At 32.4% G+C, this 24,174-nt stretch carries 30 protein-coding genes; 21 read left to right on the forward strand and 9 right to left on the reverse strand.

What is annotated here, in order from left to right; genetic code table 11:
* The first annotated feature begins 80 nt into the window (after window positions 1-80).
* Window positions 81-770 (forward strand): hypothetical protein, encoded by a 690-nt coding sequence (locus QYS48_RS10890; RefSeq protein ID WP_308355932.1) that lies wholly within the window; start codon window positions 81-83, stop codon window positions 768-770.
* 32 nt (window positions 771-802) lie between these two features.
* Entirely contained in the window at window positions 803-2,143 is a 1,341-nt protein-coding gene (locus QYS48_RS10895) for a M24 family metallopeptidase (protein WP_308355933.1), read from the forward strand.
* Between the two features lie 43 nt (window positions 2,144-2,186).
* Here QYS48_RS10895 and QYS48_RS10900 read toward each other — a convergent pair whose 3' ends face one another.
* Window positions 2,187-3,503: a DEAD/DEAH box helicase gene (locus tag QYS48_RS10900; RefSeq protein ID WP_308355934.1), complete on the reverse strand. Its 1,317-nt coding sequence runs from the start codon at window positions 3,501-3,503 to the stop codon at window positions 2,187-2,189.
* 251 nt (window positions 3,504-3,754) lie between these two features.
* On the opposite strand from QYS48_RS10900, the gene QYS48_RS10905 reads away from it, so the two are divergent.
* A complete protein-coding gene (locus tag QYS48_RS10905) occupies window positions 3,755-4,729 on the forward strand; it encodes a hypothetical protein (protein WP_308355935.1) in 975 nt (324 codons plus the stop codon).
* A gap of 23 nt (window positions 4,730-4,752) precedes the next feature.
* On the opposite strand, the gene QYS48_RS10910 is transcribed toward QYS48_RS10905, so the two are convergent.
* Together QYS48_RS10910 and prmC are read right to left on the reverse strand one after the other, a co-directional pair.
* Window positions 4,753-5,505, reverse strand: a complete 753-nt coding sequence (locus tag QYS48_RS10910; protein ID WP_308355936.1) for an SDR family NAD(P)-dependent oxidoreductase — start codon at window positions 5,503-5,505, stop codon at window positions 4,753-4,755.
* Window positions 5,506-5,594: 89 nt separating this feature from the next.
* Entirely contained in the window at window positions 5,595-6,449 is an 855-nt protein-coding gene (gene prmC / locus QYS48_RS10915; RefSeq protein WP_308355937.1) for a peptide chain release factor N(5)-glutamine methyltransferase, read from the reverse strand.
* 48 nt (window positions 6,450-6,497) lie between these two features.
* Between prmC and ribD the strand changes: the two genes are divergently transcribed.
* From ribD to QYS48_RS10935, 4 genes are read left to right on the forward strand one after another with little or no spacing between them, the layout of a single operon-like run.
* Window positions 6,498-7,559: a bifunctional diaminohydroxyphosphoribosylaminopyrimidine deaminase/5-amino-6-(5-phosphoribosylamino)uracil reductase RibD gene (gene ribD, locus QYS48_RS10920; protein WP_308355938.1), complete on the forward strand. Its 1,062-nt coding sequence runs from the start codon at window positions 6,498-6,500 to the stop codon at window positions 7,557-7,559.
* A 3-nt stretch (window positions 7,560-7,562) separates the two neighbouring features.
* Window positions 7,563-8,045: a GAF domain-containing protein gene (locus tag QYS48_RS10925; protein WP_302123458.1), complete on the forward strand. Its 483-nt coding sequence runs from the start codon at window positions 7,563-7,565 to the stop codon at window positions 8,043-8,045.
* A gap of 3 nt (window positions 8,046-8,048) precedes the next feature.
* Complete coding sequence (gene hemF / locus QYS48_RS10930) at window positions 8,049-8,966, forward strand: oxygen-dependent coproporphyrinogen oxidase (RefSeq protein ID WP_308355939.1); 918 nt, start codon at window positions 8,049-8,051, stop codon at window positions 8,964-8,966.
* Window positions 8,967-8,999: 33 nt separating this feature from the next.
* Entirely contained in the window at window positions 9,000-9,575 is a 576-nt protein-coding gene (locus QYS48_RS10935) for a phosphatase PAP2 family protein (RefSeq protein ID WP_308355940.1), read from the forward strand.
* On the opposite strand, the gene QYS48_RS10940 is transcribed toward QYS48_RS10935, so the two are convergent.
* The 3 genes from QYS48_RS10940 to QYS48_RS10950 form a co-directional block, all read right to left on the reverse strand.
* Window positions 9,549-10,247 carry a LytTR family DNA-binding domain-containing protein gene (locus QYS48_RS10940; protein WP_302123460.1) on the reverse strand — a complete coding sequence of 233 codons (699 nt, stop codon included), beginning with the start codon at window positions 10,245-10,247 and terminating at the stop codon, window positions 9,549-9,551. The genes QYS48_RS10935 and QYS48_RS10940 overlap by 27 nt on opposite strands.
* A gap of 11 nt (window positions 10,248-10,258) precedes the next feature.
* A complete protein-coding gene (locus QYS48_RS10945; RefSeq protein ID WP_302101787.1) occupies window positions 10,259-10,846 on the reverse strand; it encodes a riboflavin synthase in 588 nt (195 codons plus the stop codon).
* An 83-nt stretch (window positions 10,847-10,929) separates the two neighbouring features.
* Window positions 10,930-11,835 (reverse strand): DUF58 domain-containing protein, encoded by a 906-nt coding sequence (locus QYS48_RS10950; RefSeq protein WP_308355941.1) that lies wholly within the window; start codon window positions 11,833-11,835, stop codon window positions 10,930-10,932.
* A 134-nt stretch (window positions 11,836-11,969) separates the two neighbouring features.
* On the opposite strand from QYS48_RS10950, the gene QYS48_RS10955 reads away from it, so the two are divergent.
* From QYS48_RS10955 to QYS48_RS10970, 4 genes are all read left to right on the forward strand, one after another.
* Entirely contained in the window at window positions 11,970-12,272 is a 303-nt protein-coding gene (locus QYS48_RS10955; RefSeq protein WP_308355942.1) for a DUF3276 family protein, read from the forward strand.
* A 179-nt stretch (window positions 12,273-12,451) separates the two neighbouring features.
* Window positions 12,452-13,483 (forward strand): quinone-dependent dihydroorotate dehydrogenase, encoded by a 1,032-nt coding sequence (locus QYS48_RS10960; RefSeq protein ID WP_308355943.1) that lies wholly within the window; start codon window positions 12,452-12,454, stop codon window positions 13,481-13,483.
* Window positions 13,484-13,553: 70 nt separating this feature from the next.
* Window positions 13,554-14,450: a bile acid:sodium symporter family protein gene (locus QYS48_RS10965; protein ID WP_308355944.1), complete on the forward strand. Its 897-nt coding sequence runs from the start codon at window positions 13,554-13,556 to the stop codon at window positions 14,448-14,450.
* A gap of 18 nt (window positions 14,451-14,468) precedes the next feature.
* Window positions 14,469-15,950, forward strand: coding sequence for a M28 family peptidase (locus QYS48_RS10970; protein ID WP_308355945.1), 1,482 nt, complete (start codon window positions 14,469-14,471; stop codon window positions 15,948-15,950).
* Window positions 15,951-15,987: 37 nt separating this feature from the next.
* Here QYS48_RS10970 and QYS48_RS10975 read toward each other — a convergent pair whose 3' ends face one another.
* Window positions 15,988-16,329, reverse strand: coding sequence for a hypothetical protein (locus QYS48_RS10975; RefSeq protein WP_302123466.1), 342 nt, complete (start codon window positions 16,327-16,329; stop codon window positions 15,988-15,990).
* A gap of 148 nt (window positions 16,330-16,477) precedes the next feature.
* Between QYS48_RS10975 and QYS48_RS10980 the strand changes: the two genes are divergently transcribed.
* Genes QYS48_RS10980 through QYS48_RS10995 form a run of 4 tightly spaced genes read left to right on the forward strand, consistent with a single transcriptional unit; the run spans window position 16,478 to window position 17,522 of the window.
* Complete coding sequence (locus QYS48_RS10980; RefSeq protein WP_302123469.1) at window positions 16,478-16,789, forward strand: rhodanese-like domain-containing protein; 312 nt, start codon at window positions 16,478-16,480, stop codon at window positions 16,787-16,789.
* 9 nt (window positions 16,790-16,798) lie between these two features.
* On the forward strand, window positions 16,799-16,996 hold the full coding sequence (locus tag QYS48_RS10985; RefSeq protein ID WP_302101781.1) for a heavy-metal-associated domain-containing protein: 198 nt from the start codon (window positions 16,799-16,801) through the stop codon (window positions 16,994-16,996).
* 6 nt (window positions 16,997-17,002) lie between these two features.
* Window positions 17,003-17,302 (forward strand): thioredoxin, encoded by a 300-nt coding sequence (gene trxA, locus QYS48_RS10990; RefSeq protein ID WP_308355947.1) that lies wholly within the window; start codon window positions 17,003-17,005, stop codon window positions 17,300-17,302.
* Between the two features lies 1 nt (window position 17,303).
* Window positions 17,304-17,522 carry a hypothetical protein gene (locus QYS48_RS10995; RefSeq protein WP_302101780.1) on the forward strand — a complete coding sequence of 73 codons (219 nt, stop codon included), beginning with the start codon at window positions 17,304-17,306 and terminating at the stop codon, window positions 17,520-17,522.
* 95 nt (window positions 17,523-17,617) lie between these two features.
* Here QYS48_RS10995 and QYS48_RS11000 read toward each other — a convergent pair whose 3' ends face one another.
* Window positions 17,618-17,920 (reverse strand): DUF4286 family protein, encoded by a 303-nt coding sequence (locus QYS48_RS11000; RefSeq protein WP_302101779.1) that lies wholly within the window; start codon window positions 17,918-17,920, stop codon window positions 17,618-17,620.
* A gap of 157 nt (window positions 17,921-18,077) precedes the next feature.
* On the opposite strand from QYS48_RS11000, the gene QYS48_RS11005 reads away from it, so the two are divergent.
* The 6 genes from QYS48_RS11005 (at window position 18,078) to QYS48_RS11030 (ending at window position 23,507) form a co-directional block, all read left to right on the forward strand.
* Entirely contained in the window at window positions 18,078-19,013 is a 936-nt protein-coding gene (locus tag QYS48_RS11005; protein ID WP_308355948.1) for a MerR family transcriptional regulator, read from the forward strand.
* 291 nt (window positions 19,014-19,304) lie between these two features.
* Window positions 19,305-19,808, forward strand: a complete 504-nt coding sequence (locus tag QYS48_RS11010) for an RNA polymerase sigma factor (RefSeq protein ID WP_308355949.1) — start codon at window positions 19,305-19,307, stop codon at window positions 19,806-19,808.
* Window positions 19,809-19,819: 11 nt separating this feature from the next.
* Window positions 19,820-21,295 carry a phytoene desaturase family protein gene (locus QYS48_RS11015; protein WP_308355950.1) on the forward strand — a complete coding sequence of 492 codons (1,476 nt, stop codon included), beginning with the start codon at window positions 19,820-19,822 and terminating at the stop codon, window positions 21,293-21,295.
* 12 nt (window positions 21,296-21,307) lie between these two features.
* Window positions 21,308-22,150, forward strand: coding sequence for a phytoene/squalene synthase family protein (locus tag QYS48_RS11020; RefSeq protein WP_302123473.1), 843 nt, complete (start codon window positions 21,308-21,310; stop codon window positions 22,148-22,150).
* An 8-nt stretch (window positions 22,151-22,158) separates the two neighbouring features.
* Window positions 22,159-23,004: a 4-hydroxy-3-methylbut-2-enyl diphosphate reductase gene (locus QYS48_RS11025; RefSeq protein WP_302123474.1), complete on the forward strand. Its 846-nt coding sequence runs from the start codon at window positions 22,159-22,161 to the stop codon at window positions 23,002-23,004.
* Between the two features lie 17 nt (window positions 23,005-23,021).
* Window positions 23,022-23,507, forward strand: a complete 486-nt coding sequence (locus tag QYS48_RS11030) for a sterol desaturase family protein (protein WP_308355951.1) — start codon at window positions 23,022-23,024, stop codon at window positions 23,505-23,507.
* Here QYS48_RS11030 and QYS48_RS11035 read toward each other — a convergent pair.
* Window positions 23,504-24,157, reverse strand: a complete 654-nt coding sequence (locus QYS48_RS11035; RefSeq protein ID WP_308355952.1) for a MarR family winged helix-turn-helix transcriptional regulator — start codon at window positions 24,155-24,157, stop codon at window positions 23,504-23,506. The two genes, QYS48_RS11030 and QYS48_RS11035, sit on opposite strands and share 4 nt — an antisense overlap.
* Between the last annotated feature and the right edge of the window lie 17 nt (window positions 24,158-24,174).

Here is a 24,174-nt window from a genome sequence, read left to right on the forward strand (position 1 = left end):
TGCTTTTTCTTGCATTTCATATATCCATTGTTCAAATAAAGATAAAGTTGTAATTTGGGTATGAACTAAAATACCTAAAAATGAAAAACTTTATACAAATCGCTCTTATGGCATTTATTATACTAATGCCATTAAAAAACTTTGCCCAGTCAGATTGTAATCCATATTATTTATTAGAAGAAGGAAGGAAATGGACTACTGCAAATTATAATGCGAAAGATAAATATCAAGGTAAACAGCATTACGAGGTATTAGAAGTTTCAGAAGAAAGCGGTAAGTTAGTAGCCAAAATGATGCTTACCTCTTACGATAAAAAAGATGAAATAGTACTGGAGGAGGAGGTTGAGTTTGTTTGTAAAGATGGTGTTTTACAAATGGATATGACAAAATATATGCCTCAAGAAACCATGGAAAGCTTCAAAGAAATGGATGTGGAAATGGAATTTGATGCGGTTACTATTCCTGAAGAATTAGAAGTGGGTCAATATTTAGAAGATGGGGGGATTAACATGAAGGTAAATGGTCCAATTCCGATTAAAATGTCAGTGAAAATACAGGACAGAAAAGTGATGGCAAAAGAAAATATTGAAGTGCCAGCTGGTTCCTATGAGGCTTTTAAAATTAATTCAATAGTGAAATTTGAAGCCATGATGACTCGAGAAACTAAAACGGTTGATTGGGTGGCTGAAAAAGTTGGTGTGGTGAGAAGTGAGCAATATGATAAAAAAGGGAAGTTAAGTGGCTATACGGTTTTAACTGAAATAGAATAAATATTAAATAAAGTTTTAAAACATATATATATATGAAGAAATCAAGATTAGTTTTACTAGCCATCACCTTACTGTGTTCAATGGCTGTAAAGGCGCAATATCCTGAAATATTAAGCCTTGAGGAGCAGGCAAAATTAGAAGATGAAATATTAAAAGAGCGATTTGAAACCGTACTGCCTGCTATAATGGAAAGAACAGGGATTGACATGTGGTTGGTTATTTCCAGCGAATATAATGAAGATCCTGTGATTAAAACCATGTTGCCGTCAACCTGGATGGCTGCCAGAAGGACTACCATGCTAGTAATTTATCAGCCTGAAGAAGGTGCTGAATTAGAAACCTTAGCAGTGGCTAGATATGATGTGGGTGAAGCTTTTAAAAGAGCATGGAATCCAGATACCCAGGACAATCAATGGAAAAGATTAGCTGAAATCATCGAAGAAAGAAACCCGCAAAAGATAGGCGTAAATATTTCAAATGATTTTTCTCATGCGGATGGATTAGTGAAATCCGAATATGATTTATTAATGGAATCACTGTCTAAAGACCAGCAAAAGAAAGTGGTTTCAGCAGAAAAGCTGGCAGTAGGTTGGCTTGAAACACGTACAGAGCGGGAAAGAATTATCTATGAGCAATTGTGTAATATAGCGCATAAAATAATCGCGAAAGGCTTTTCCTTAGAAGCAATTACTCCAGGAGTAAGCACTACTGATGATTTAGTTTGGTGGTACAGACAGGAAATCAATAAACTAGGATTAAAGACTTGGTTTCATCCTACAGTAGATATTCAAAGAGCTGATCCTGAAAATTTTGACCATTTAAGAAGTTTTAGCAAAAGACCTGATTTGCAAATTATTCAACCTGGTGATTTATTACATGTGGATTTTGGGATTACATATTTAAGACTGAATACAGATACACAGCAACATGCTTATGTGTTAAAACCAGGAGAATTAGGGATTCCTAATTATTTAGTAAAGGCATTTGAAGAAGGGAACCGTGTACAAGATCATTTGACAAATCAATTTAAAACCGGTAAAACTGGAAATGAATTATTGTTAGGTGCTTTAAAAGATGCGAAAGCAGATGGACTAAAGCCTACTATTTATACCCATCCCATAGGATATCACGGTCATGCTGCAGGGCCAACCATCGGTATGTGGGATTCACAAGGCGGAGTGCCTGGCAGTGGCGATTATCCATTATATCCTAATACTGCTTATTCAATTGAATTAAATGCAGCGGTTTTTATTAAAGAATGGAATAAAGAAATTCGCATCATGTTGGAAGAAGAAGCCTTTTTCGATGGGGAAGAAATCTATTATCTTGATGGAAGACAAGAAGAAATTTATCAAATACCAAGGCAACGGTAAACAAGTAAAAGCCTCAAATATCAAAATGATTTTGAGGCTTTTTTTATTCTAATACCTTAATTCTAACCTTTTTCTTTTTCAGTTTAGAGTTGTTGAGCAGTTTAGCTAGTTTTTCAGCTTTAGCTTGAGCTACGGCTACAAATGCGCAATCTTGTTTTAATTCAATTAAGCCTAAATCATCTTGACTCAGTTTTCCTTCTTTTAGGAATAAACCTACAATATCTCCTTTTGAAATTTTATCTCTTCTACCACCAGAAATGAATAAGGTAGTAAAGTTTTTAGATTCTGAATTTTCCACCTTTATTTCTTCAAGGCTAATGTAGTTGGAGGGTATAAAATCAGGTAAATAGAGCTCTTCAGAATGGAGGATATATACAACTCCTTTTTCATTCATTCTGGCTGTTCGTCCATTTCTATGAATAAACTCCTGTTCTTTTAAAGGTAATTCCAGATGAATTATAAAGTTGATATCATCTATATCTATTCCTCTTGCTGCCAGATCAGTTGCAAGCAATAAGTTATTACTTCCATTTCTAAATTTAATTAAGGCTCTCTCTCTATCTTTTTGTTCTAATCCTCCATAAAAGACCTCGTGAGATATATTTTCATTCGATAAGTATTCACTTACTGAAGAGATACTTTCTTTGAAATTACAAAAAATGACCCCTTTTTGATTTCTTAATTTTTGTACTAAATCAATTAAAGCGGTAAGTTTTTCGGATTTTTGGGTACTGATTACTTTAATAGATATCTCAGGCTTGTTTTGATGAAGGTGATTAATGATAAATGGATCTCTAAAGCCTACAAAATCAGGTATTTTATCTAATTGCGTGGCTGAAGTCAATATTTTTTTATCAATATGCGGCAGTTCCCAAATGATGGATTTCATTTCGTATTCAAAACCTATTTCTAATGATTTGTCAAATTCATCTAATACTAACATACTGATGCTTTGAACAGAAAAGCTTTCTCTTTCGATATGATCTGCTATTCTTCCGGGAGTACCGATTAATAAGGCTGGAGGATGTTGTAAATCTATTCTATCCTTTTTACCAGAACGACCACCATATATTGCAATAGCCTTATATCCAGTTCCCATAGTTCTAAAAACTTGTTCTATTTGAATGGCAAGTTCTCTGCTGGGAACGACCACTAGTGCTTGAATATATTTGCAATTTGGATTTAAGGATTCCAAAATAGGTAATAAATAGGCTAATGTTTTGCCTGTTCCAGTAGGAGATAGAATTAGAATATCTTCAGAGATATTGAAAACTTTAAGTACTTCTTCTTGAAGTGAATTCAGTCTTTTAATTCTAAGTTTTGATAAAATTTCTGATCTATTTTTAACCACTATGTTCATTTTTCAAGAGGATACCCTCAATAGTTTTTCAAAGTTTAAGTCTTATTTTATTAGTTTCATCCACTTATTATCAAGAATATTTTAAAATTCCTTATATTTCATAAGCTTAATATTTGTACATAAATCAGATGAGTTATACATTTTAATTATTAAGGTTATATTTAGTTAAATAAATTAGTATCGATAGAATACGTTAAAGAGTAAGAAATTATATCTTGAATTTAAAATCATTATCCTAACATTTAAGCAGCTTGATAAAAGAATTACTAAATAACAAAGAATTTAAAGATATCATATTAAGTGTGATTTTCGGGCTGCTATCAGCACTTTTAAGTTTAGTTCAATTTGAGATTCCTGGATTTTCCGGTGCGATCAGTAGTTTAAATGAAATACCTCTGCTAATTAGCGTATTTTATATAGTAAACCCATTTTATTTGATTATTACCGTTGTTATTTCTAGCCTTACTACTCCAGAACAAGGGTCGGTTTATTCAACTATTTTAATGCATGCAGGAGGATTAGCCTTTTTTGGTATCTATTATCATTTATTGTTAAAGCATTTTCCTGAAAAAGTATTAAAAAGTATTGCATACTGTGCAGTTGGTATTGTAGTGTATTACTACATTTTTCTAATGCCAATTTTTGTTGTTTCGAATAAGTTTCTAGGATTAACTGATTTATCCTTTACAAATTCTTATGCATCATTATCTCAGGCATTGTACTTTGAATTGACTACTTCTGTTTTGGTGGTTACTCTTTTTTTAGTACAGTTAAATTACAGCAGGAGATTGAAGAAGTATTCAGTAAGCTTGGAGGAGCTTGTAAATGAAAGAACTGAAGAATTAAGGTTAACGGTAGAGGAATTACACAATGCTAATGAAGAATTGTCATCGATGAATAACGGTTTGGATTTAATGGTGAAAAACCGCACTGCAGAATTAGAAGAAAGGAACTATCAGCTAACGGAATATGCTTTTATCAATTCACACTTATTAAGGGCTCCTCTAGCCAGGATTTTAGGATTAACAGATATAATAAGAAGGGAAAGTACTGACCCTATTACAGTAGATCTGATGAATAAACTATTTACCTCTTGTGGAGAATTAGATGAAATTATTAGACTCATGAGTACTCAACTTTCAGATGGAAGTATTTTAAGCTGGGAACAAAAGGAAGAATTGAAAAACAAGATCAATGAGATTATTGCACAGAAGGGTAAGCTTTGATCTTGCTTTTCATAGAAATTGCATCAAGACTTTTTGACCATAGTGGATGAAGCTTGAGCGTTAGGGAAAATCAATACATCAGCGAGATTTACATGTTTTGGTCGAGTAGCCATATATAAAATTAAATCAGCAATATCTTCTGCCTTTAAAGCATCGAAGCCTTCATATACTGATTGAGATCTTTCTTCATCTCCTTTAAATCTCACTAATGAAAATTCGGTTTCAACCAAACCTGGTGCCACTTGCGATACTTTTATACCATATTTGTTTAGATCCATTCTCATTGAGCTGTTCAATGCATCTACTGCATGCTTGGAAGCACAATACACATTTCCATTTGGATATGCTTCTTTTCCTGCAACTGAACCAATATTTATAATATGGCCCTCACCTTGTTTAATCATTTTTTGAATAATAGGTTGTGAAACATATAATAATCCTTTCACATTTATATCAATCATGGCTTCCCAATCTTTCATGTCACCATCTTCAATAGAAGCTAAGCCATGAGCATTACCAGCATTATTAATTAGTACATCAATTTGGTTCCATTCTTTTGGTAAACTATCAATTGCCTCTAAAACAGCTTTCTGATTTCTTACATCAAAATTTAATGTATGGATTTCTGTATTTTTTTCTAATTCCTTCTTTAACTCATCTAATCTTTCTTGTCTTCTTCCAGTGGCAATTATATTAAAACCATTTTTACCTAAAATTATTGCTGTAGCTTGACCTATACCTGAAGTTGCGCCTGTGATAAAAGCTGTTTTTTTCATAGTGTATATCTTTTTAGAATGATAGTATTGAATGATCTTCTTAAAGTTAATTTTTATTAGGAAAAAAGTAATGAACTTGCCTGATTGTTTTATGCAATCGATTTTGTTCCATAAACAAATCGATCTTTACCTTGCATATCTTTTTTTATAATTACATCCCCAAATCCTGCATTATGCAATATTTCTTGCACTTCAGACCCAAATGCTTCATTAATTTCAAAATATAGCTTTCCTTGATTTAATAAATTATCAAACGCTATTTTTGTGATTCTTTTATAAAAGATAAGTGGGGAGTTGTCTTCAACAAAAAGAGCTAAATCAGGCTCATAATCCAGTACCTTTGTGTGCATTTTATTTTTTTCTATATCCCTTACATAAGGAGGGTTGCTAATCCAAATGCTGCACTTTGGTATGCTTAGATCTTCGCTTAAAATGTCAGAATGTATGAATTGAATTTCAGCACGATTTAATTGGGCATTTCTTTTCGCAGTGGCGATTGCTGCTGAACTTATATCAACCGCATATAAAATTGATTCTTTTCTTTCCTTAGCAATTGTAATCGGAATAATTCCACTTCCTGTTCCAATATCAATTATAGTTTTTTCTGATAAATCTGGATTTTGTTCTAGTATTAAATGCACAAGTTCCTCGGTCTCTCTTCGTGGAATTAATACATTAGAATTTACTAAAAACTGGCGGCCATAAAATTCGACTCTACCCATAATATGTTGAATGGGCTTTCCTGATTTAAGCTCTATTAAATAAGATTCTAATTTTTCAGAGTATTCACTGTTTTCATCAACTTCTTTTCCTATCAAAATATCCATTCGTGATATTTGGTAGATATTCTCTAGAATTAAATAACTGATGGCTTCAGCTTCTGCTTCTTCTTCAAATTTTATTAGTTCTGACTTTATTTTATCAAAAAGTGCTTTGCTGTTCATTTCATAATGCTTTGCTCAAAGTTCATGATTTTTTATTTAGTTTTGCCAATGATGAGTAAACAAGATGAAATTTTCATGCAACGAGCTTTACAATTGGCCTCTTATGGAAGGCCAACCGTATCGCCTAACCCTATGGTAGGTTGTGTGATTGTTTTAGAGGGCAAAATTATCGGGGAAGGTTGGCATCAAAAAGCGGGTGAGCCTCATGCTGAAGTTTTGGCAATACGAAATGTTAAAGATCATGAATTATTAAAAAGAGCAACCGCCTATGTTACGCTTGAACCCTGTGCTCACTATGGTAAAACGCCACCTTGTGCTGAACTTCTAGTTGAAAAGCAATTGAAAAAGGTGGTGATTGGTTGTCTGGACCCTAATCCCTTAGTTGCCGGAAAAGGAGTCAAAATACTGGAAGATGCAGGAATTGAAGTCGTTTGTGATGTTTTAAAAGAGGAAAGCCTCAATATTAATAAGCAGTTCTTTACCTTTTTTCAAAAGAAGCGACCTTATATAGTATTGAAATGGGCGGAAACAGCTGACGGTTTTGTAGCAAGAGAAAATTTTGATTCTAAATGGATCAGTAATGGCTTATCAAGGCAATTGGTACATAAGTGGAGAACGGAATTAGATTCTATTTTAGTAGGGAAGAATACTGTGATTTATGATAATCCTAAATTGAATGCTAGAGATTGGCCAGGTAAGAATCCTATCAGAATTGTAATTGATCATAAACTTGAAGTTGACCAAGAAAAATTCTTGTATTCAGATGGTCTTAACACTATTTGTTTCCATTCATCTGAAAAGGAAATTATGGATTCACAATCTTGTAAATTCATTCAATTAAGTCAAAAGGAATTTCTATCTGACCTTTTAGGATATCTATACCAAAATAAAATTCAATCAGTTCTAGTTGAAGGTGGTGCACAAACTTTAGAAAGCTTTATAAAGGCTGAACTTTGGGATGAGGCAAGAGTGTTTAAATCATCGAATCGATTTGGTAGTGGAATTAAATCACCTCAACTTAAAGATGGCGTGCTCGTTTCACAGCAAAACATTAAAGATCATAATCAGGTAGATACATTGTTTATTTACAGAATAATAAAAATTAATTAAAGAATGTCTGAATCATTATTAATTGATGTTAATGCATCAAAAGAGGAAAAGTATAAAGCATTAATTCCACAAATATCAGCCTTAGTTGAGGGCGAGGAGGATGTAGTAGCTAATCTTTCCAATATCACTGCAGCTTTAAAAGAAACTTTTGGTTATTTCTGGATTGGGTTTTACATCGTGAAAAATGATCAATTGGTATTAGGACCATTTCAGGGTCCTATTGCATGTACTAGAATTCAGAAAGGAAAAGGAGTTTGCGGTTCAGTTTGGGCAGATGAAAAAACAATTGTGGTCCCAGATGTTGAAGCCTTTCCAGGGCATATAGCATGTAGCTCTGCTTCAAAATCAGAAATTGTATTACCGGCTTTTAAGGATGGTGAGGTTGCACTTGTTCTTGATATTGATAGCGATCAACTTAATACATTTGATGAAGTTGATCAAAAATATCTGGAAGAGTTAATGACCATCATTTCTAAATTTTTATAAAGAATGAATACTGATAAAATTAGTATTAGTAACTGGTTTAAAGGTCTTCAGTCTAACATCTGTAATGTGATTTCTGAAACTGATGGAAAAGGTCAATTTGAAATAGATGAATGGGATCATGCCAAAGGTGGAGGAGGTAAGTCTCGATTATTACAAAACGGGAATATACTTGAGAAGGCGGGCGTTAATTTTTCAGCAGTTGAAGGACCAGCACCTGAAGGTTTATTGAAAACTTTGGAGATAAAAGATGATGGATCTGATGAACTCAATTTCTTTGCTACAGGGGTCTCTATTGTAATGCATCCATTCAGCCCCATGGTACCGATTATTCATATGAATGTCCGTTATTTTGAATTAAGCAACGGTACTTATTGGTTTGGTGGAGGGATAGATTTAACCCCTCATATTATTAATAAGGCTCAAGCACAATTTTTTCATCAAGAATTAAAGAAGGTTTGTGATAAACATGATGTCAAATATTATCCTAAATTCAAAAAATGGGCGGATGATTATTTTTACTTACCTCACAGAAAAGAGACTAGGGGAATAGGAGGTATATTTTTTGATCGATTGTCGGAAGACGAAAATCATTCAAAAGAAGATATTTTTGCTTTTGTTCAAAGTGTAGGAGAATTATTTGCTCCTGTATACAGTCATTTGATGAAGCTAAACCAAAATGAAAGTTTTGAAGAGGAGCATAAGAAATGGCAACTTCTAAGAAGAGGAAGGTATGTTGAATTCAATTTAGTTTGGGATAGAGGAACCAAATTTGGTTTACAGACAAATGGAAGAACTGAATCAATTCTGATGAGTATGCCTCCGCAAGCTAATTGGGCTTATGATTATACTCCTGAAAAGGATTTTGAGAAAGAAACCGTTTCATTACTGAAAAAGGAAATTGATTGGGTAAATAACAATTAATACCCACTAGATTTTATATTTAAACCTTGATTAATGTTAGAGTCTTTAATTGAATTTGATCAACAATTATTTTTATGGTTAAATGGATTCCATGCCGATTGGTTGGATCCAATTATGCTATTCATTACGAAGAGAAATCCTTGGATTCCCCTATATGCATTAATCCTATTCTTTGTTATCAAACAATTAAGATGGCAAAGTTGGTCCATGTTATTAGCTTTTGCAGTCTTAATTACTTTAGCTGACCAAGCGGCTTCAGGTTTTTTTAAGCCATTTTTTGAACGATTAAGACCATGTCATGAACCCTCAATTCAAGCTATGGTTCATATGGTAAAAGGTTGTGGAGGTAAGTTTGGTTTTGCTTCAAGCCATGCTTCCAATACTATAGCCTTAGCTACTTTTTTATGGCTTATTTATAGAAATGTTTACGCTAAAATGATGATCGTGTGGGCCATTGTAGTTTCATATTCCAGAATTTATGTTGGAGTTCATTATCCTGGAGATATTATAATGGGAGCTATTTTAGGTATTCTTGCTGCAATTATTACTTATAATTTATATAAAAGAATTTTCCCTAATCACTTAGAGAAAATTCATAGTATTGTATAAAGCCTCTTTGTAAGAAGCCCCAATTGGAATTGATTTAGCTTTAATATGCACAGTTAAATCCTCGATGAAATCGATTTTTTCAATGTTAACAATGAAGGATCTGTGTACTCTAACAAATCGATGAGTTGGCAATTTCTTTTCAACTCCTTTCATAGTGTGATGTACGATATATTTTTTGGCATCAGTGTTTATTACCACATAGTCTGCCAAGGCCTCAACAAATAAAATATCTTGTAGTCTTAAATGAACTATCTTTCCGTCACTTTTGATGAAAATATGCTCAATGATATTCTTTTTCTTGCGGAAAGCTTCAATATTAGTTCTTGCTTTTGTAATAGCCTGCGAAAAACGGTCATACTCAAATGGCTTAACTAAGTAATCTGTTACTTTCTGTTCAAATGCATCAACTGCATAGCTATCATTAGCAGTAACTAATATTACTTCATAACCATTATTAAGTCTTTGCACTAATTCAATACCTGTCATTTCTGGCATCTGAACATCAAGGAAAATAATATCTATTTCATTTTCCTCTAACAGACCTAAGGCATTAGCAGCACTGTCAGCTTCGGTAACTAATTTTAAGCCATTCGTTTCTTTAATCTGTTTCGCTATGTATTGTCTGAATATTGGATCGTCATCCACAATCATACAATTTAATTCTGAAGCCATAGTGTTAATTTTTAATTAGTCCTTTTAACGAGTTTATGTACATATTTCCCAATTATATCGAATTCTAAGTTTACTTCATCGTTTTTTTTCATTTTTTTGAAATTTGTGTGTTCATATGTGTAGGGAATTATGGCCACTTTAAAACTGCTGTCTGTAACTTCAAAACAGGTTAAACTCACTCCATTTATACAGATTGAACCTTTTTCAACCAATACATTGTCAGTTGAATCATACGAAAACTCAAAAATCCAGCTCCCTTCTTCGTCTTTGATAGATAGGCACTTGCCTTTACCGTCAACATGCCCCTGAACTATGTGGCCATCTAAACGACCATTCATTTGCATGCATCTTTCTAAATTAATTAAATCTCCTTCGGCAAGCCCACCAATAGAGGATTTAGTTAATGTTTCCTTTACAGCAACAACAGTATGTGCATTAGGATGCAATTCGGTAACGGTTAAACAAACACCATTATGCGATACGCTTTGATCTATTTTTAATTCTTCAGAAATATCACTCTTAATCGTTAAAATAAGATTTGTATTTTCTTTTTTTGCAGAAATGACTTCTCCTAGTGATTCAATTATACCAGTAAACATGATTCTTTTAATATTATTTTGACTTGGCAAACAGCATTAATGGCAAATGGTTTGCTGTTGATTAAAAATAAGAATATTTAAAATTAATTCATCTTATTTCTTTTAATAAGAAATTCAGCTAATACTTTTTGAATATCATCATTGATATTTATTCTTGTTAAATCAATTTTGTATTGATGACATTTCATTGAAATTTGATTATAATATTCTTCAATTTTCTTATGATAAGAATCCCTAATTTCAGTTGGGTTAAGTTTTACTTTATTTCCACTTTCTAAATCTTCAACTATATAAGGTCTATCCTCGAGTTCAAATGAAAGCTCTGTAATGGGTTCGTTCACTTGAAAAAATAGAACTTCATGCTTTCTGTGTTTTATATGCTGAATAGATTTAAATAAATCATCTAATTGTTCAGGCTTAGTCATTAAGTCGCTGAAAATAATTACAAGCGATCTTTTATGAATTTTTTCTGCTACTATGTGTAAGCATTGACTTATATCCGTGCTTTTATGTTGTTGATTTTGACTCAAAAGCTTTTGCAGATGAATAAAGATATTTTGTAAATGAGTGCGTGTTGATTTCGCCTCCGTAAAAACATCAACAGTATCAGAAAAACTAATCAGACCTACTGCATCTCTTTGTCTTTGCAGTAAATAAGCTAAACTTGCTGCTGCTAATATGCTAAAACGAATTTTTCCATTATTATCAATGGGATAATACATGGAAGAACTGTTATCTAATAATATATAAGCTCTTAAGTTAGTTTCTTCATTATACCTTTTAGTATAGAGTCGGTCAGTTTTAGCAAACACTTTCCAGTCTATATGTCGAGTACTTTCGCCTGGATTGTATAACCTATGCTCAGCAAATTCTACCGAAAAGCCATGAAATGGAGATTTATGCATTCCAGTTATAAACCCCTCCACTAGCTGCTTTGCTAATAGGTCAAGAGAGGGTATTTGTGGTAGATTTTCTAAATTAATATCCATTAGTATTAAATACTTCCTTATTAAATTTGATGTTATGGCAATTTAATATTTCCAATTTGCAAAAGTGTCAGGGTTTATACTATATTTAACCCAAATAATTTAAAACAATATTAGTAAGAGTAGTGAAAGAGTATATGGAAAGAGAACAGGAAGAATTATTTTCGAAAAGAGTAAGGGCAGGAAAGAGAACCTATTTTTTTGATGTAAGAACAACCAAAGCGAATGATTATTATTTAACCATCACTGAAAGTAAAAGAAAACCAAAAGATGATGGCTTCACTTTTGAGAAACACAAAATATTCTTATACAAAGAAGACTTCAATAAATTTGTAAATGCATTAAATGAGAGCGTTGATCATATCAAAACTGAATTAATGCCCGACTTTGACTTTACTCAATTTGATAGAGAAGACGAAGATGACATGAGTTGGGATTAATCTCATGCTTATTACTTTTATATGAAATTTATTAAAACATAATATAGCTTCTACCTCTGTTAGAGGCTATATTATTTGATTATTCTACATTCCTCCTATACATTTTTAACCAAAATTAAGGTTTTATTAAATCAATATTAGAACTTTGGAACCAATTCTAAAGTCTCAACATATTTCTGATGTATAAAGCATTAATAAGACCATTTCTATTTCTATTTTCAGCTGAAAAAGCTCATCATTTAGCGTTTTCATTAACAAAATTCTTTTTTAACCTACCGGGTGCAAATTTTATTAATAAAAGCCTTTTTCAGTTAAAATCTCCCAAACTTGAAAGGGAACTTTTTGGACTAACTTTTCCAAATCCCGTTGGACTAGCGGCAGGTTTTGACAAAGATGCAAAGTTAATCGATGAACTTGCATCTTTAGGTTTTGGATTTATTGAAATAGGAACCACCACTCCAAAAGCTCAGCCTGGCAATCCTCAGCCACGTTTATTCAGATTAAAAGAAGATAAAGGAATTATTAATCGAATGGGATTCAACAATGAAGGCTTAGATGCTGCCATCCAAAGATTAAAAAACAGGAAAAGTAAAGTGATTATTGGGGGTAATATTGGTAAAAACAAAATGACTCCTAATGAGGAAGCTTTTAACGATTATGAAAAATGTTTTCTGCAATTATTTCCTTTTGTAGATTATTTTGTGGTAAATGTAAGCTCTCCAAATACTCCTGGTTTGCGTGATCTACAAGAAAAAGAGCCTCTAATGAAACTACTTAATCACTTAATGGCTCTAAATAAAAAACAAGAAAAGGCTAAACCTATTTTATTAAAAATAGCACCTGATTTAACTAATCAGCAATTAGATGATATAATTGAGATTGTTAACGAAACAAAAATTGATGGGGTAATAGCAACTAATACCACTATTAGCAGAGATAATTTAAGTACTGATGAAACAAGAGTAAAAAGTATTGGAAATGGTGGATTGAGTGGAAAACCTTTAAGGAACCGATCTACAGAAGTTATCAAATATTTGCATGTTAATTCAAACGCATCATTTCCCATTATAGGAGTAGGCGGAATAATGTCAGCAGAAGATGCAATTGAAAAGCTTGAGGCAGGAGCAAGTCTTGTTCAATTATATAGCGGATTTATATACGAGGGACCATCATTAATAAAGGAGATTAATAAGGCAATTCTAAAAGCTTAGTATTCAAAAGTTTAATCATGAATTGCAGATTAAAATTAAATTCAGCATTTTACATAGAAAAAATTAAACTATGGAACAAAGTGCTGTAACTGCCATTTTTCTCCCTCTGGCTTTAGGAATAATCATGCTAGGAATGGGAATGACATTAACCGTTAATGATTTTAAGAAAGTTGCTCTTTATCCAAAAGCTGCAATTATAGGATTAGTTAGTCAATTACTATTACTTCCACTTATTGGATTCGGATTGGCTGCCTTATTATTTACGGTCCCTGAGTTGGCAGTAGGTTTAATATTAATTTCACTATGTCCAGGAGGAGCAACTTCAAATCTTATTTCACACTTAGCAAAAGCAGATTTAGCCTTATCGATAAGCTTAACAGCAATTAGCAGTATTGTTACTAATTTTAGCATTCCAATACTTTTGAACATCGCCTTAGCTCACTATATGACAGGTGAAAAAGCCATTTCTTTGCCTTTTTTTAAAACCTTTATTCAGATATTTTTAGTTACAATTTTTCCAGTAGCAATCGGTATGATTATTAAACAAAAAAGGCCTCGCTTTGCTCTGAAATCTGAAAAGGCAATGAATATTATTTCTACAGTATTTTTTGTACTGATTTTAGTAGCCGCAATTTTAAAGGAAAGAGCGAATATTATACCTTACTTCGAACAGGCAGGAGTAGCAGCTATAATTTTAAATCTAACTGCATTGGTAATGGGATTTGCCTTAGGGAAATTGTTTGGACTGAATAAAAGACAAAGAAGTTCGATTGCAATAGAAACGGGTATACAGAATGGTACGCTTGCCATTGCATTGGCACTAAGTCCTGCAATTTTAAATAATACAGAGATGGCAATTCCTGCTGCTATCTATAGTTTATTGATGTTTATTACCGCTGCTGTAGTTATTGCGATCTCTAAAAAACAAAATGCTGCAGAAGCATTAAAAGAATTATCTTTATCTTAAATAAATAACAAAACTATAATGAAGAAATTATCAATTTTATCAGTCTTCATGCTGATGAGCTTTGTCATATTTGCCCAATCAGATGAAGAATTAGTAAGAAATACTATAAAGAAAAATACTATTAAAGGTCATATATATTTCTTGGCTTCTGATGAATTAGCAGGAAGAGAAACTGGGACTCATGGAATAGATGTAGCTGCTCGTTATATCGCTACCACATTTCAAAGATATGGAGTATCTCCAGTGCCAGGGGCTACTGAAGGATATTTTCAAGAAGTTCCTTTAGTAAAAAATGTAGCTCCAGAAACCTATGCTCTACAAATAGGTGGCAAGCAAGTAGCTCCAGAAGATTTAATTAGGGCGGAAGGTTCCGATGTTAATTTAACGACTGATCAATATGTTTTTGTTGACTACGGTTCAGAGGAGGATTTTACTGGAAAAGATTTAAAAGGGAAAATAGCGGTTGCTAAAGCAGGTTCTGAGGATAATCAAGATCTAAATTTTGTTTATCAATTAAGTGCTAAAAAATCTGTTTATGCCAAAGATGCTGGGGCTTTAGGTTTAATTGAACTTCATACAGAGGAATCTAAAAATTGGGATCGATTTAAAGGTTTTATGGGGAGAAGCGGTATTGGTTTTGCTGATAAAGAGGAAGCTAATAGTTTCTTTAGATTATGGATTAAAGATTTTAAAGAAGAATGGTTAAAAACCTATATGGCAAGAAACAGAAAGAATATTGAAGTTTCAATTTCTGAAGCAATGGCCTTACCAATGCCTTCAAAAAATGTAGTGGGCATGGTTGAAGGGACTGATCCTGAGTTAAAAGATGAGTTTATCATATATTCTGCTCATTATGACCATTTAGGGATAGGAAAAGCAAATTCTGAGGGAGATTCAATCTATAATGGTGCTCGAGATAATGCTGTAGGAGTGGTTACCGTTATGAGTGCCGCTGAAAGCATTGCTAAAAATCCAACTAAGCGGTCAGCCTTATTTATTTTATTTACAGCTGAAGAGAAAGGATTATTGGGGAGTAGATATTATGTCGAAAATCCATTATTGCCTTTAGAAGATATGGTTTACTGTTTCAATAGTGATAATGGAGGATATAATGATACGAGTTTAACTACAATTATTGGGTTGGAAAGAACTACCGCTGGTAAACATATAAAAACTGCTTCTAAAGCTTTTGGATTAAAAGCAATAGACGATCCTGCTGGTGAGCAAGGCTTATTTGATAGAAGTGATAATGTGAATTTTGCTAGAAAAGGTATTCCTGCACCAACTTTTAGTTTGGGATTTACTGCATTTGATGCAGAGATAGGGAAGTATTATCACCAGCAATCTGATAATCCGGAAAGCATAGATTACGATTATATGGAGAAGTTTTTTAGAGCTTTTGTATTATCCGCTCGCCTAATTGCAAATGACCAAGAAACACCATTTTGGGTAGAAGGTGATAAATACTATGAAGCAGGAAAAATGCTTTATGAAGATTAAAATATAAATTCTATAGCCCTTTATTATCGGTAGAGGGCTATTTCACTTTTATTTTAAATACCCATTTATAATAGTCGGTGAAATTATCATCACCTATGCTGCCAACTTCTACAATCTCAATAATTTCATCTCCTTTAAAACCTTCTTTAGCCTGATAAGTAAACTTTCCAAATTGAACATTACTGATTTGAAAGTTTTTAGCTTGTTCCCTTATTTCAAATCCACCCTCAACAGGAATTGCCTTCCTTAATGTAAAAGAATACTTTTCCGTACCGGATAATTCTACCTTAATTATTTCTGAATCCAATTCTTCATCTGGGTTTTCATTACAACTTACAAAAATGGAGGTAAACAGTAATATGATTAAATAATATTTCATTTTAATGGGATTTTGATTTATTAATTTTAATTAGCCTAGTGTGCACTTTTTATATCCAATTTGGTAATTTGTAACACCAGTTACAAACAATGCCCTCATAAAAAACGTATCTTTGATAAAAATAATGTTTAATAAATAAAATTTTATTATGAACCATAAAAATATAGGTCCAGAGGAATTTGATAAGCTATCAAAAGAGCCTAATACAGAAATAATTGATGTAAGAACTCCGGCAGAAAAGGAGGAAGGGTTTATTGAAGGCGCTAAAATGATCAATATAATGGGGCCTGATTTTGCCAACGAAATAAATGCATTAGATAAAGATAAAACATATTTAGTGTACTGTAGAAGTGGAAACAGAAGCGGTACTGCATGTGGTTTTATGGCAAGTAATGGCTTTGATAAATTATATAATTTAGACGGTGGAATTAATGCGTGGAATCAATACGCTAATTCTTAATTTATATTTATGGAATCATTAGAGCTACAAAATGTAAAGTGTGGAGGTTGCGTAGAAGCTATAAAGAATGGATTATCTGATTTAAAAGGTATTCAAGTAAACAATGTTGATATACCTACAGGTAAGTTAGATTTTGATTCAAAGGGTGAAACCTCTCTTGAAGACGTAAAAGCAAAACTGGATAATTTAGGTTATCCTGCAAAATAATAAGCTATGGCGAGTTTTGGCGATTTAATTAAAAGCGAAACACCTGTTTTGGTCGATTTTTATGCTGATTGGTGTGGCCCTTGCAAAATGATGGCACCCTATCTAGAAGAGGTGGCTCAAAAAATGAAAGGGAAAGTAAAAGTTATTAAAGTTGATGTAGACAGAAATCAGCAAGCATCAATGAAATATCAAGTACAAAGCATACCTACTTTAATTCTATTTCAGAATGGTCAAATTAAATGGCGTCAGGCAGGAGTGGTTGACCCAAATACCATAATGAATCAAATTAATCAGGTAGCGAAGTGATATGAAAAAGAACAATTTGTTTTACCCAATATTAGCAGTGCTTACATTGGGTTTAGCTCCTTATGTGCCTGAACCACACTTTTTTGGAAAAGTAAAATGGTTATTGGGTGGAGCTGAAGGAATGGGAGGTATGGATTATTTTGATTTAGTTCTTCATGGTGCACCATGGGTTTATCTAATATATACTTTGATTTCTATAGCAGTTAAGAAGTTTAAATAGTTTTTGTGATCAAAATGATAAAAAAATACAACCTAAATTAATAGGTTGTATTTTTTTTGATTAAAATATTTAATGTTTAAAATAAATAAATTTAATTAAACCGTTTCCAGGAAAGTTCTAAATGAAACACATTTATCCTGAAATTTCTTGATATGCTCATCTCTTAGTCTGGGAGCCTCATCCATCATATACCTTTCTAAGTTGTCTAATTCGTCCGTAAAGTATTGAATAGCGTATGTTTCGCCATCTCCTTCCGTTTCATTTAAGAGTCTCAACATTCTATGATCATTGAAAAAGCCTGTTGCCAAAATATCAGGTATATGCTTTTCTTTCATCCATTTAACCCAACTTTCTTCTATATCTTTCTCAACATTTACGGTCACATTATAAATTATCATAGCATTTTAAATTTTTTTTTTACAAATTTGACTTTAAGTTTAATCTTTTTAAAACATTTTTAGACAAACGTGGTTATTTTTTTACTTATCAACCCGTTTTTTTAAGCTAATGAAATAAACTTTTATTCTTAAAAGGTAAGTCGAAAGGAGGAGCATTGTGAGCAGTTATTCAATTAAAGATTTAGAACACTTATCAGGAATTAAAGCCCATACACTAAGGATATGGGAGCAGAGGTATAATTTCATTGAACCCAAGCGGACTGATACAAACATCAGATATTATAGCGATGAGGACTTGAAATTAGTACTGAACATCTCTACACTCAAAGAAAATGGATATAAAATATCCAAAATTGCTAAGATGAGTGAAGATGAGCTTAATAAGGAGGTTCTTAAAATTGCAGAAACGAATCTAAGATTTCCAGATCAAATAAACTCATTAACCTTGAGTATGATTGATATGGATGAAGATAGATTTGAAAACATTTTAAATAACAATATATTAAAGTATGGTTTTGAACGAACCATGCTGAATGTTATTTATCCATTTTTAGCAAAAATAGGGATGCTATGGCAAACTGGAAGTATTCTTCCAGCTCAGGAGCATTTCATATCTAATTTAATTCGTCAGAAAATGACAGTTGCTATTGATGGGCAATATGTGACTGAAAGTGAATCAAAAGGGAAGTGGTTACTGTTTCTTCCAGAAGGAGAGTTACACGAGTTGTCTTTAATGTTTGCTTCTTACTTACTAAGAGCAAGAAAATTTAAGGTGATTTACTTAGGTCAAAATCTTCCTAAATCTGATCTTTATTCTGTAAAGGATATCCATACTCCTGATTATGTCTTAACCATTTGTACTGCAGCCCCAAGAAAGTCAGAGGTACAAGGATATATTGATGAGATAGCTGAACTATTTAATAGTGCTACTTTATTTGTAGGTGGTTTTCAGGTGATTGGGCAAGACATCAAAAGAAAGAAAAATGTTGAGTTCATTATGAAAATGGAAGATCTAATTGATTTTATTAATGAAAAAGATATTGAATTATCACCCCAAAGACCTGAAGCTAATAAAAATATGAAATACGAATAGTATTAGTAATTATATAATGATAATAACAAAGCCGCAATTAAGCGGCTTTTTTTATTTACCTTAATAAAACTTTAGCATAAAAATTTTTTAGTTAAACAATAATGATTTTTTATATATCTATGTATGTACATATAAAAACGTGCTTTAAGCTATTCTAAATAGCTTTTTTAAAATATATGCTTTCGATTATCGCTACTTTGTTTAATAGAATAATTAAAAAACTAAACAAAAAATTTGGAAGTTGTTTAATTAAAAAGTAGATTTGTTAAACAACATCAAACTTAAACAATCATGACAGCATTAGAATTTGGTTACGCGATTAACAATATGACAAAATCTATGAAACCGTTTGCATTGAGGTTGACGAAAGATATGGAGCAGGCAAACGATTTGATTCAAGAAACAGTGCTGAAAGCATTTTCTAACCGTGAAAAATTTTCGGAAGGCACAAATCTTAAAGCTTGGTTGTTTACTATCATGAAAAATACTTTTATTACCAATTATCAAAGAATGGTAAGAAGAAAAACTTTCATTGATACTACAGAAAATTTACACTTTATCAATTCAACAGAAAATATTGCTCAAAACTCAGCTTATGGTTCTTTTGCGATGGCTGATATTGTGAAACAGATTGCAAAATTGGATGATGTTTATAAAGAACCTTTCATGATGCATTTCAGAGGATTTAAATATCATGAGATAGCTGAAAAATTAGAGATACCAATTGGAACTGTAAAAAATAGAATACATATTGCCAGAAAAGAGTTGAAAAGTGCTCTAAAGATTTATGCTTAATCAAAAATTTAATGGCAAAAAATAAAGTAGTAGTTATTGGAGCAGGTTTTGCAGGTTTATCTACTGCAACATACCTAGCCGATAAAGGATTAGATGTAACAGTTCTTGAAAAGAATAAAGACCTAGGAGGAAGAGCCCGTCAGTTTAAAGCTGAGGGCTTTACTTTTGATATGGGGCCAAGTTGGTATTGGATGCCCGATGTTTTTGAAAAGTATTTCCAAACCTTTGGTAAAAATGTTTCGGACTATTATAATTTAAAAAGACTTGATCCTTCTTATCATGTTGTTTTTGGGAAAAATGATGTTTTAAAGGTTCCTGCAAATCTTCAAGAATTCAAAAATATGCTAGAGGGGCTTGAGCCCGGAAGTGGTCCTAAGTTGGATGAATTCTTAAAACAAGCTGCATATAAATATGAGAAAGGAATTAATGACCTGGTATATAAACCTGGCAGATCATTAACAGAGTTTATGAGTCTCAAATTACTTTTTGATATGGTAAGAATGGACATTTTTTCATCCATTTACAGCCACGTTAGAAAGTTCTTTAAAAATGAGCGCATTATTAGGCTTATGGAATTCCCAATTTTATTTCTTGGAGCATTGCCTGAAAACACCCCCGCTTTATACAGTTTAATGAATTATGCGGACATTAGTTTGGGTACTTGGTATCCAGATGGAGGGATGCATAAAATAGTAGAGGGGATGGTAAAACTAGCGGAAGAGAAAGGGGTTAAATTTATTACAGAGCAAGAAGTAGTTTCGGTTGAATGCGAAGGCAATAAGGCTAAAAAGGTTATTACTAAAACGGATTCCTATGATGCTGATATTGTAGTTTCTTCAGCTGATTATGAGCACACCGATCAGTCGATCTTGCCAATGGAGTTCAGAAACTATACTTCAAATTATTGGGAAAATAGAACAATGGCTCCTTCTTCACTAATTTTCTACTTAGGATTAGACAAAAAAGTTGAAGGATTGGTTCATCATAATTTATTTTTTGATCATGATTTTGGTCCTCATGCCAAACAAATATATGAAAATCCTAAATGGCCTGACGAGCCTTTATTTTATGTGAGTGCTCCTTCAAAAACTGATGATTCGGTAGCTCCAGAGGGAAAGGAGAATATCTTTATCTTAATGCCGGTAGCCCCTGGACTTGAGGATACTGAGGAGATTAGGGAAAAATATTTTTCTTTAATTTTAGATAGAATGGAGAAAATATTAGGAGAAAACATAAAAGATCATGTAATTTATAAGAGAAGTTTTGCCCATAAGGATTTTATTAATGAATATCATTCGTTTAAAGGAAATGCTTATGGCTTAGCTAATACCTTAAAACAAACGGCTATTTTAAAACCATCATTAAAGAATAAAAAGCTTAAAAACTTTTATTACGCTGGCCAACTCACAGTTCCTGGTCCAGGAGTACCACCTTCATTGATTTCAGGGCAAGTGGTTGGAAAAGAAGTAATGAAAGATATAAGTTAGAAATAAAAGCTTATGGATGCTAAAGAACTTTTTAATCAGACCACTTTTGAGTGTAGTAAGCTTATTACTAATCGATATAGCACTTCATTCAGTTTAGGAATTAAAAGCCTAGATAAGAAATTTCATTATCCTATTTATGCAATTTATGGCTTCGTTAGATATGCAGATGAAATCGTAGATACTTTTCATGAAAAGGATAAAGCGTCCTTATTAAGAGAGTTTAAAAGTAATACTTATACTGCTATTAAAGATGAAATTAGTTTAAATCCTGTTTTACATTGCTTTCAAATGGTAGTGAATCAATACCAAATTGATCATGCTTTAATTGAAGCTTTCCTACATAGTATGGAAATGGATTTGCTAGATATTGATTATCAGCAGGAATCTTATGAGGAATACATTTATGGTTCTGCTGAAGTAGTGGGCTTAATGTGTTTAAAAGTTTTTTGCGATGGTGATGAAAAGGAATATCAAAGATTATTACCCTTCGCAAAAAGCCTAGGGTCTGCTTTTCAAAAGGTAAACTTCCTTAGAGATATTAAATCAGATTATTATGAAAGAGGTAGAGTTTATTTTCCAGGAGTAGATTTTAATGATTTCTCCGTTTCTCACAAGGAAAAAATAGAAGCAGATATTCAAAAGGATTTTGATCATGCCTACAAAGGTATAGTTGAATTACCAAGAGGTGCCAGATGGGGTGTTTATTTAGCCTATACTTATTATTTGAAATTATTTGATAAGATTAAGCGGTTTTCACCAAATAAAATAATGGAACAAAGAGTAAGAGTTCCAGATTCAAAAAAACTATTTCTGTTATTGGGTAGTTATGTAAAACATCAGTTGAACACTCTTTAAATTTGCCCATGATGAACCTAAATGTAAAAATCGATAATAGTTCAGGCTTTTGCTTTGGAGTAGTTTATGCCATTGAAATGGCAGAAGATATGCTTGAAGAACAGGGCTACCTATATTGTTTAGGTGATATTGTTCATAATGATGAAGAAGTAAAAAGATTAGAAGCAAAAGGACTTAGAATAATTGATAGAGAGGTTTTAAAAAATTTAAAAGATGAAAAGGTATTAATCCGCGCACACGGAGAGCCTCCTTCAACCTATAAATTAGCAATTGAGAATAATCTAACTTTAGTTGATGCCTCTTGTCCTGTTGTTTTAAAACTACAAAATAGAATTAAGAATTCTTTTGATAAGAAAGAGCAAATCTATATTTATGGTAAACATGGGCATGCTGAAGTGGAAGGCCTTTTAGGACAAACAAATCAGGAAGCAGTTGTTTTTCAGGATATAAATGAACTGGATATTGCGACCTTACCTAAAGAATTAACTTTATATAGCCAAACTACAAAGAGTACGGATAACTTTTATAAAATTAAAGAGATACTCACTGAAGCAGGAATTAGTGTAAATGCAAATGATACAATCTGTCGTCAGGTATCTAACAGAGATAAAGAATTACGTTCTTTTGCTGGAGAATTTGACAAGGTTATTTTTGTTTCAGGCACTAAATCCTCTAATGGTAAGGTGCTTTATAATGTTTGTAAAGATAAAAATCCAAATACTTATTTCATCTCCAATATATCTGAACTAAACAAAGAATGGTTTTCAAATAACGACTCTGTAGGAATCTGTGGAGCTACTTCTACTCCAATGTGGTTAATGGAGCAAGTGAGAGATGAATTATTAAAATATTAAGGTGTTATTGTAGAAATATGTCAGAAGTATTAACCATTTTATTTTACGCTTTTCTAGTTGTAGGTACATTTCTTTTCATGGAGGGGGTAGCGTGGTTTACCCACAAATATATAATGCATGGATTTTTATGGACTTGGCATAGATCTCATCATAAAGTGCATAACCATGCTTTAGAAAGAAATGATTTATTTGCAGTGGTTTTTAGTATTCCCTCAGCTTCTTTAATAATGGCAGGTATTGAGTTTCCAGAAGTTAGATGGTTGCTTTTTGTTGGAATAGGAGTAGCATGCTATGGGGTTTTCTATGTTTTATTTCATGATATATTAGTACATAGAAGAGTTAAAATTAAGTTTAAAGCGAAAAATTCATATTTAAGAAGAATGATTCGTGCACACTATATACATCATGAAGTCCATACAAAGGAAGGTGCTGAAGCTTTTGGGTTTCTATATGCACCTAAAAAGTATGAGGTAAAAGAAAATAAAAGTAGAGCAAAAGCCTAGCCTAGCATCTCCTCTTTCAGTTTCTCCCAGTTTTCATCTTTATAATTATCATAACAGTATCGATGGTATTCATCTAATTTGATCAGATAGTCAAATAAATTGATTTTCTCCTCTTTACTTAAATTTCCTACCAGGTGTTTACTGATATCATTTGCAGTGCCCATAACACTAAAACAAGCGATTTGTCCTTTTTTAGATATGGATAGTTGTTTGCTTCTTTTATCTTTAAGATTCTCCTTCTCATTAATAATACCATTTCTGACCAATCTTTTTATAGTTTCAAAAATGGTGGTCTTTTCTTGTAAGGAATGATTTGCAACTTCTGATTTACTACAGTTTTCATGGCTTAATACATAAAGAGCTACTCCAAATTCAGTTAAATTATGAATGGGTTGATTAGCAAATGCTTTTTTCTCCCATATTTGACTGAAATTCATTAATCTTCCCCAAGCCCAACCTATATATTCATCTGCTGATTTAGCGGGAAATGGAAATGGCATTTTTTTACTCATTTCTTCAATCTCATCCTCATGAATTTCACTTTTATCAGATGATGCTAGACTTTTCCCAAAGTCACTAAGACTAGCATTTGGATTCTTTTTTAGGAAATTTTGATAAAGTTGGAGAAGCTTGATTCCGTTATCTAACATTTTTTGAAAATATTTTT

Source organism: Marivirga arenosa, assembly GCF_030503895.2.
GTDB lineage: Bacteria > Bacteroidota > Bacteroidia > Cytophagales > Cyclobacteriaceae > Marivirga > Marivirga arenosa.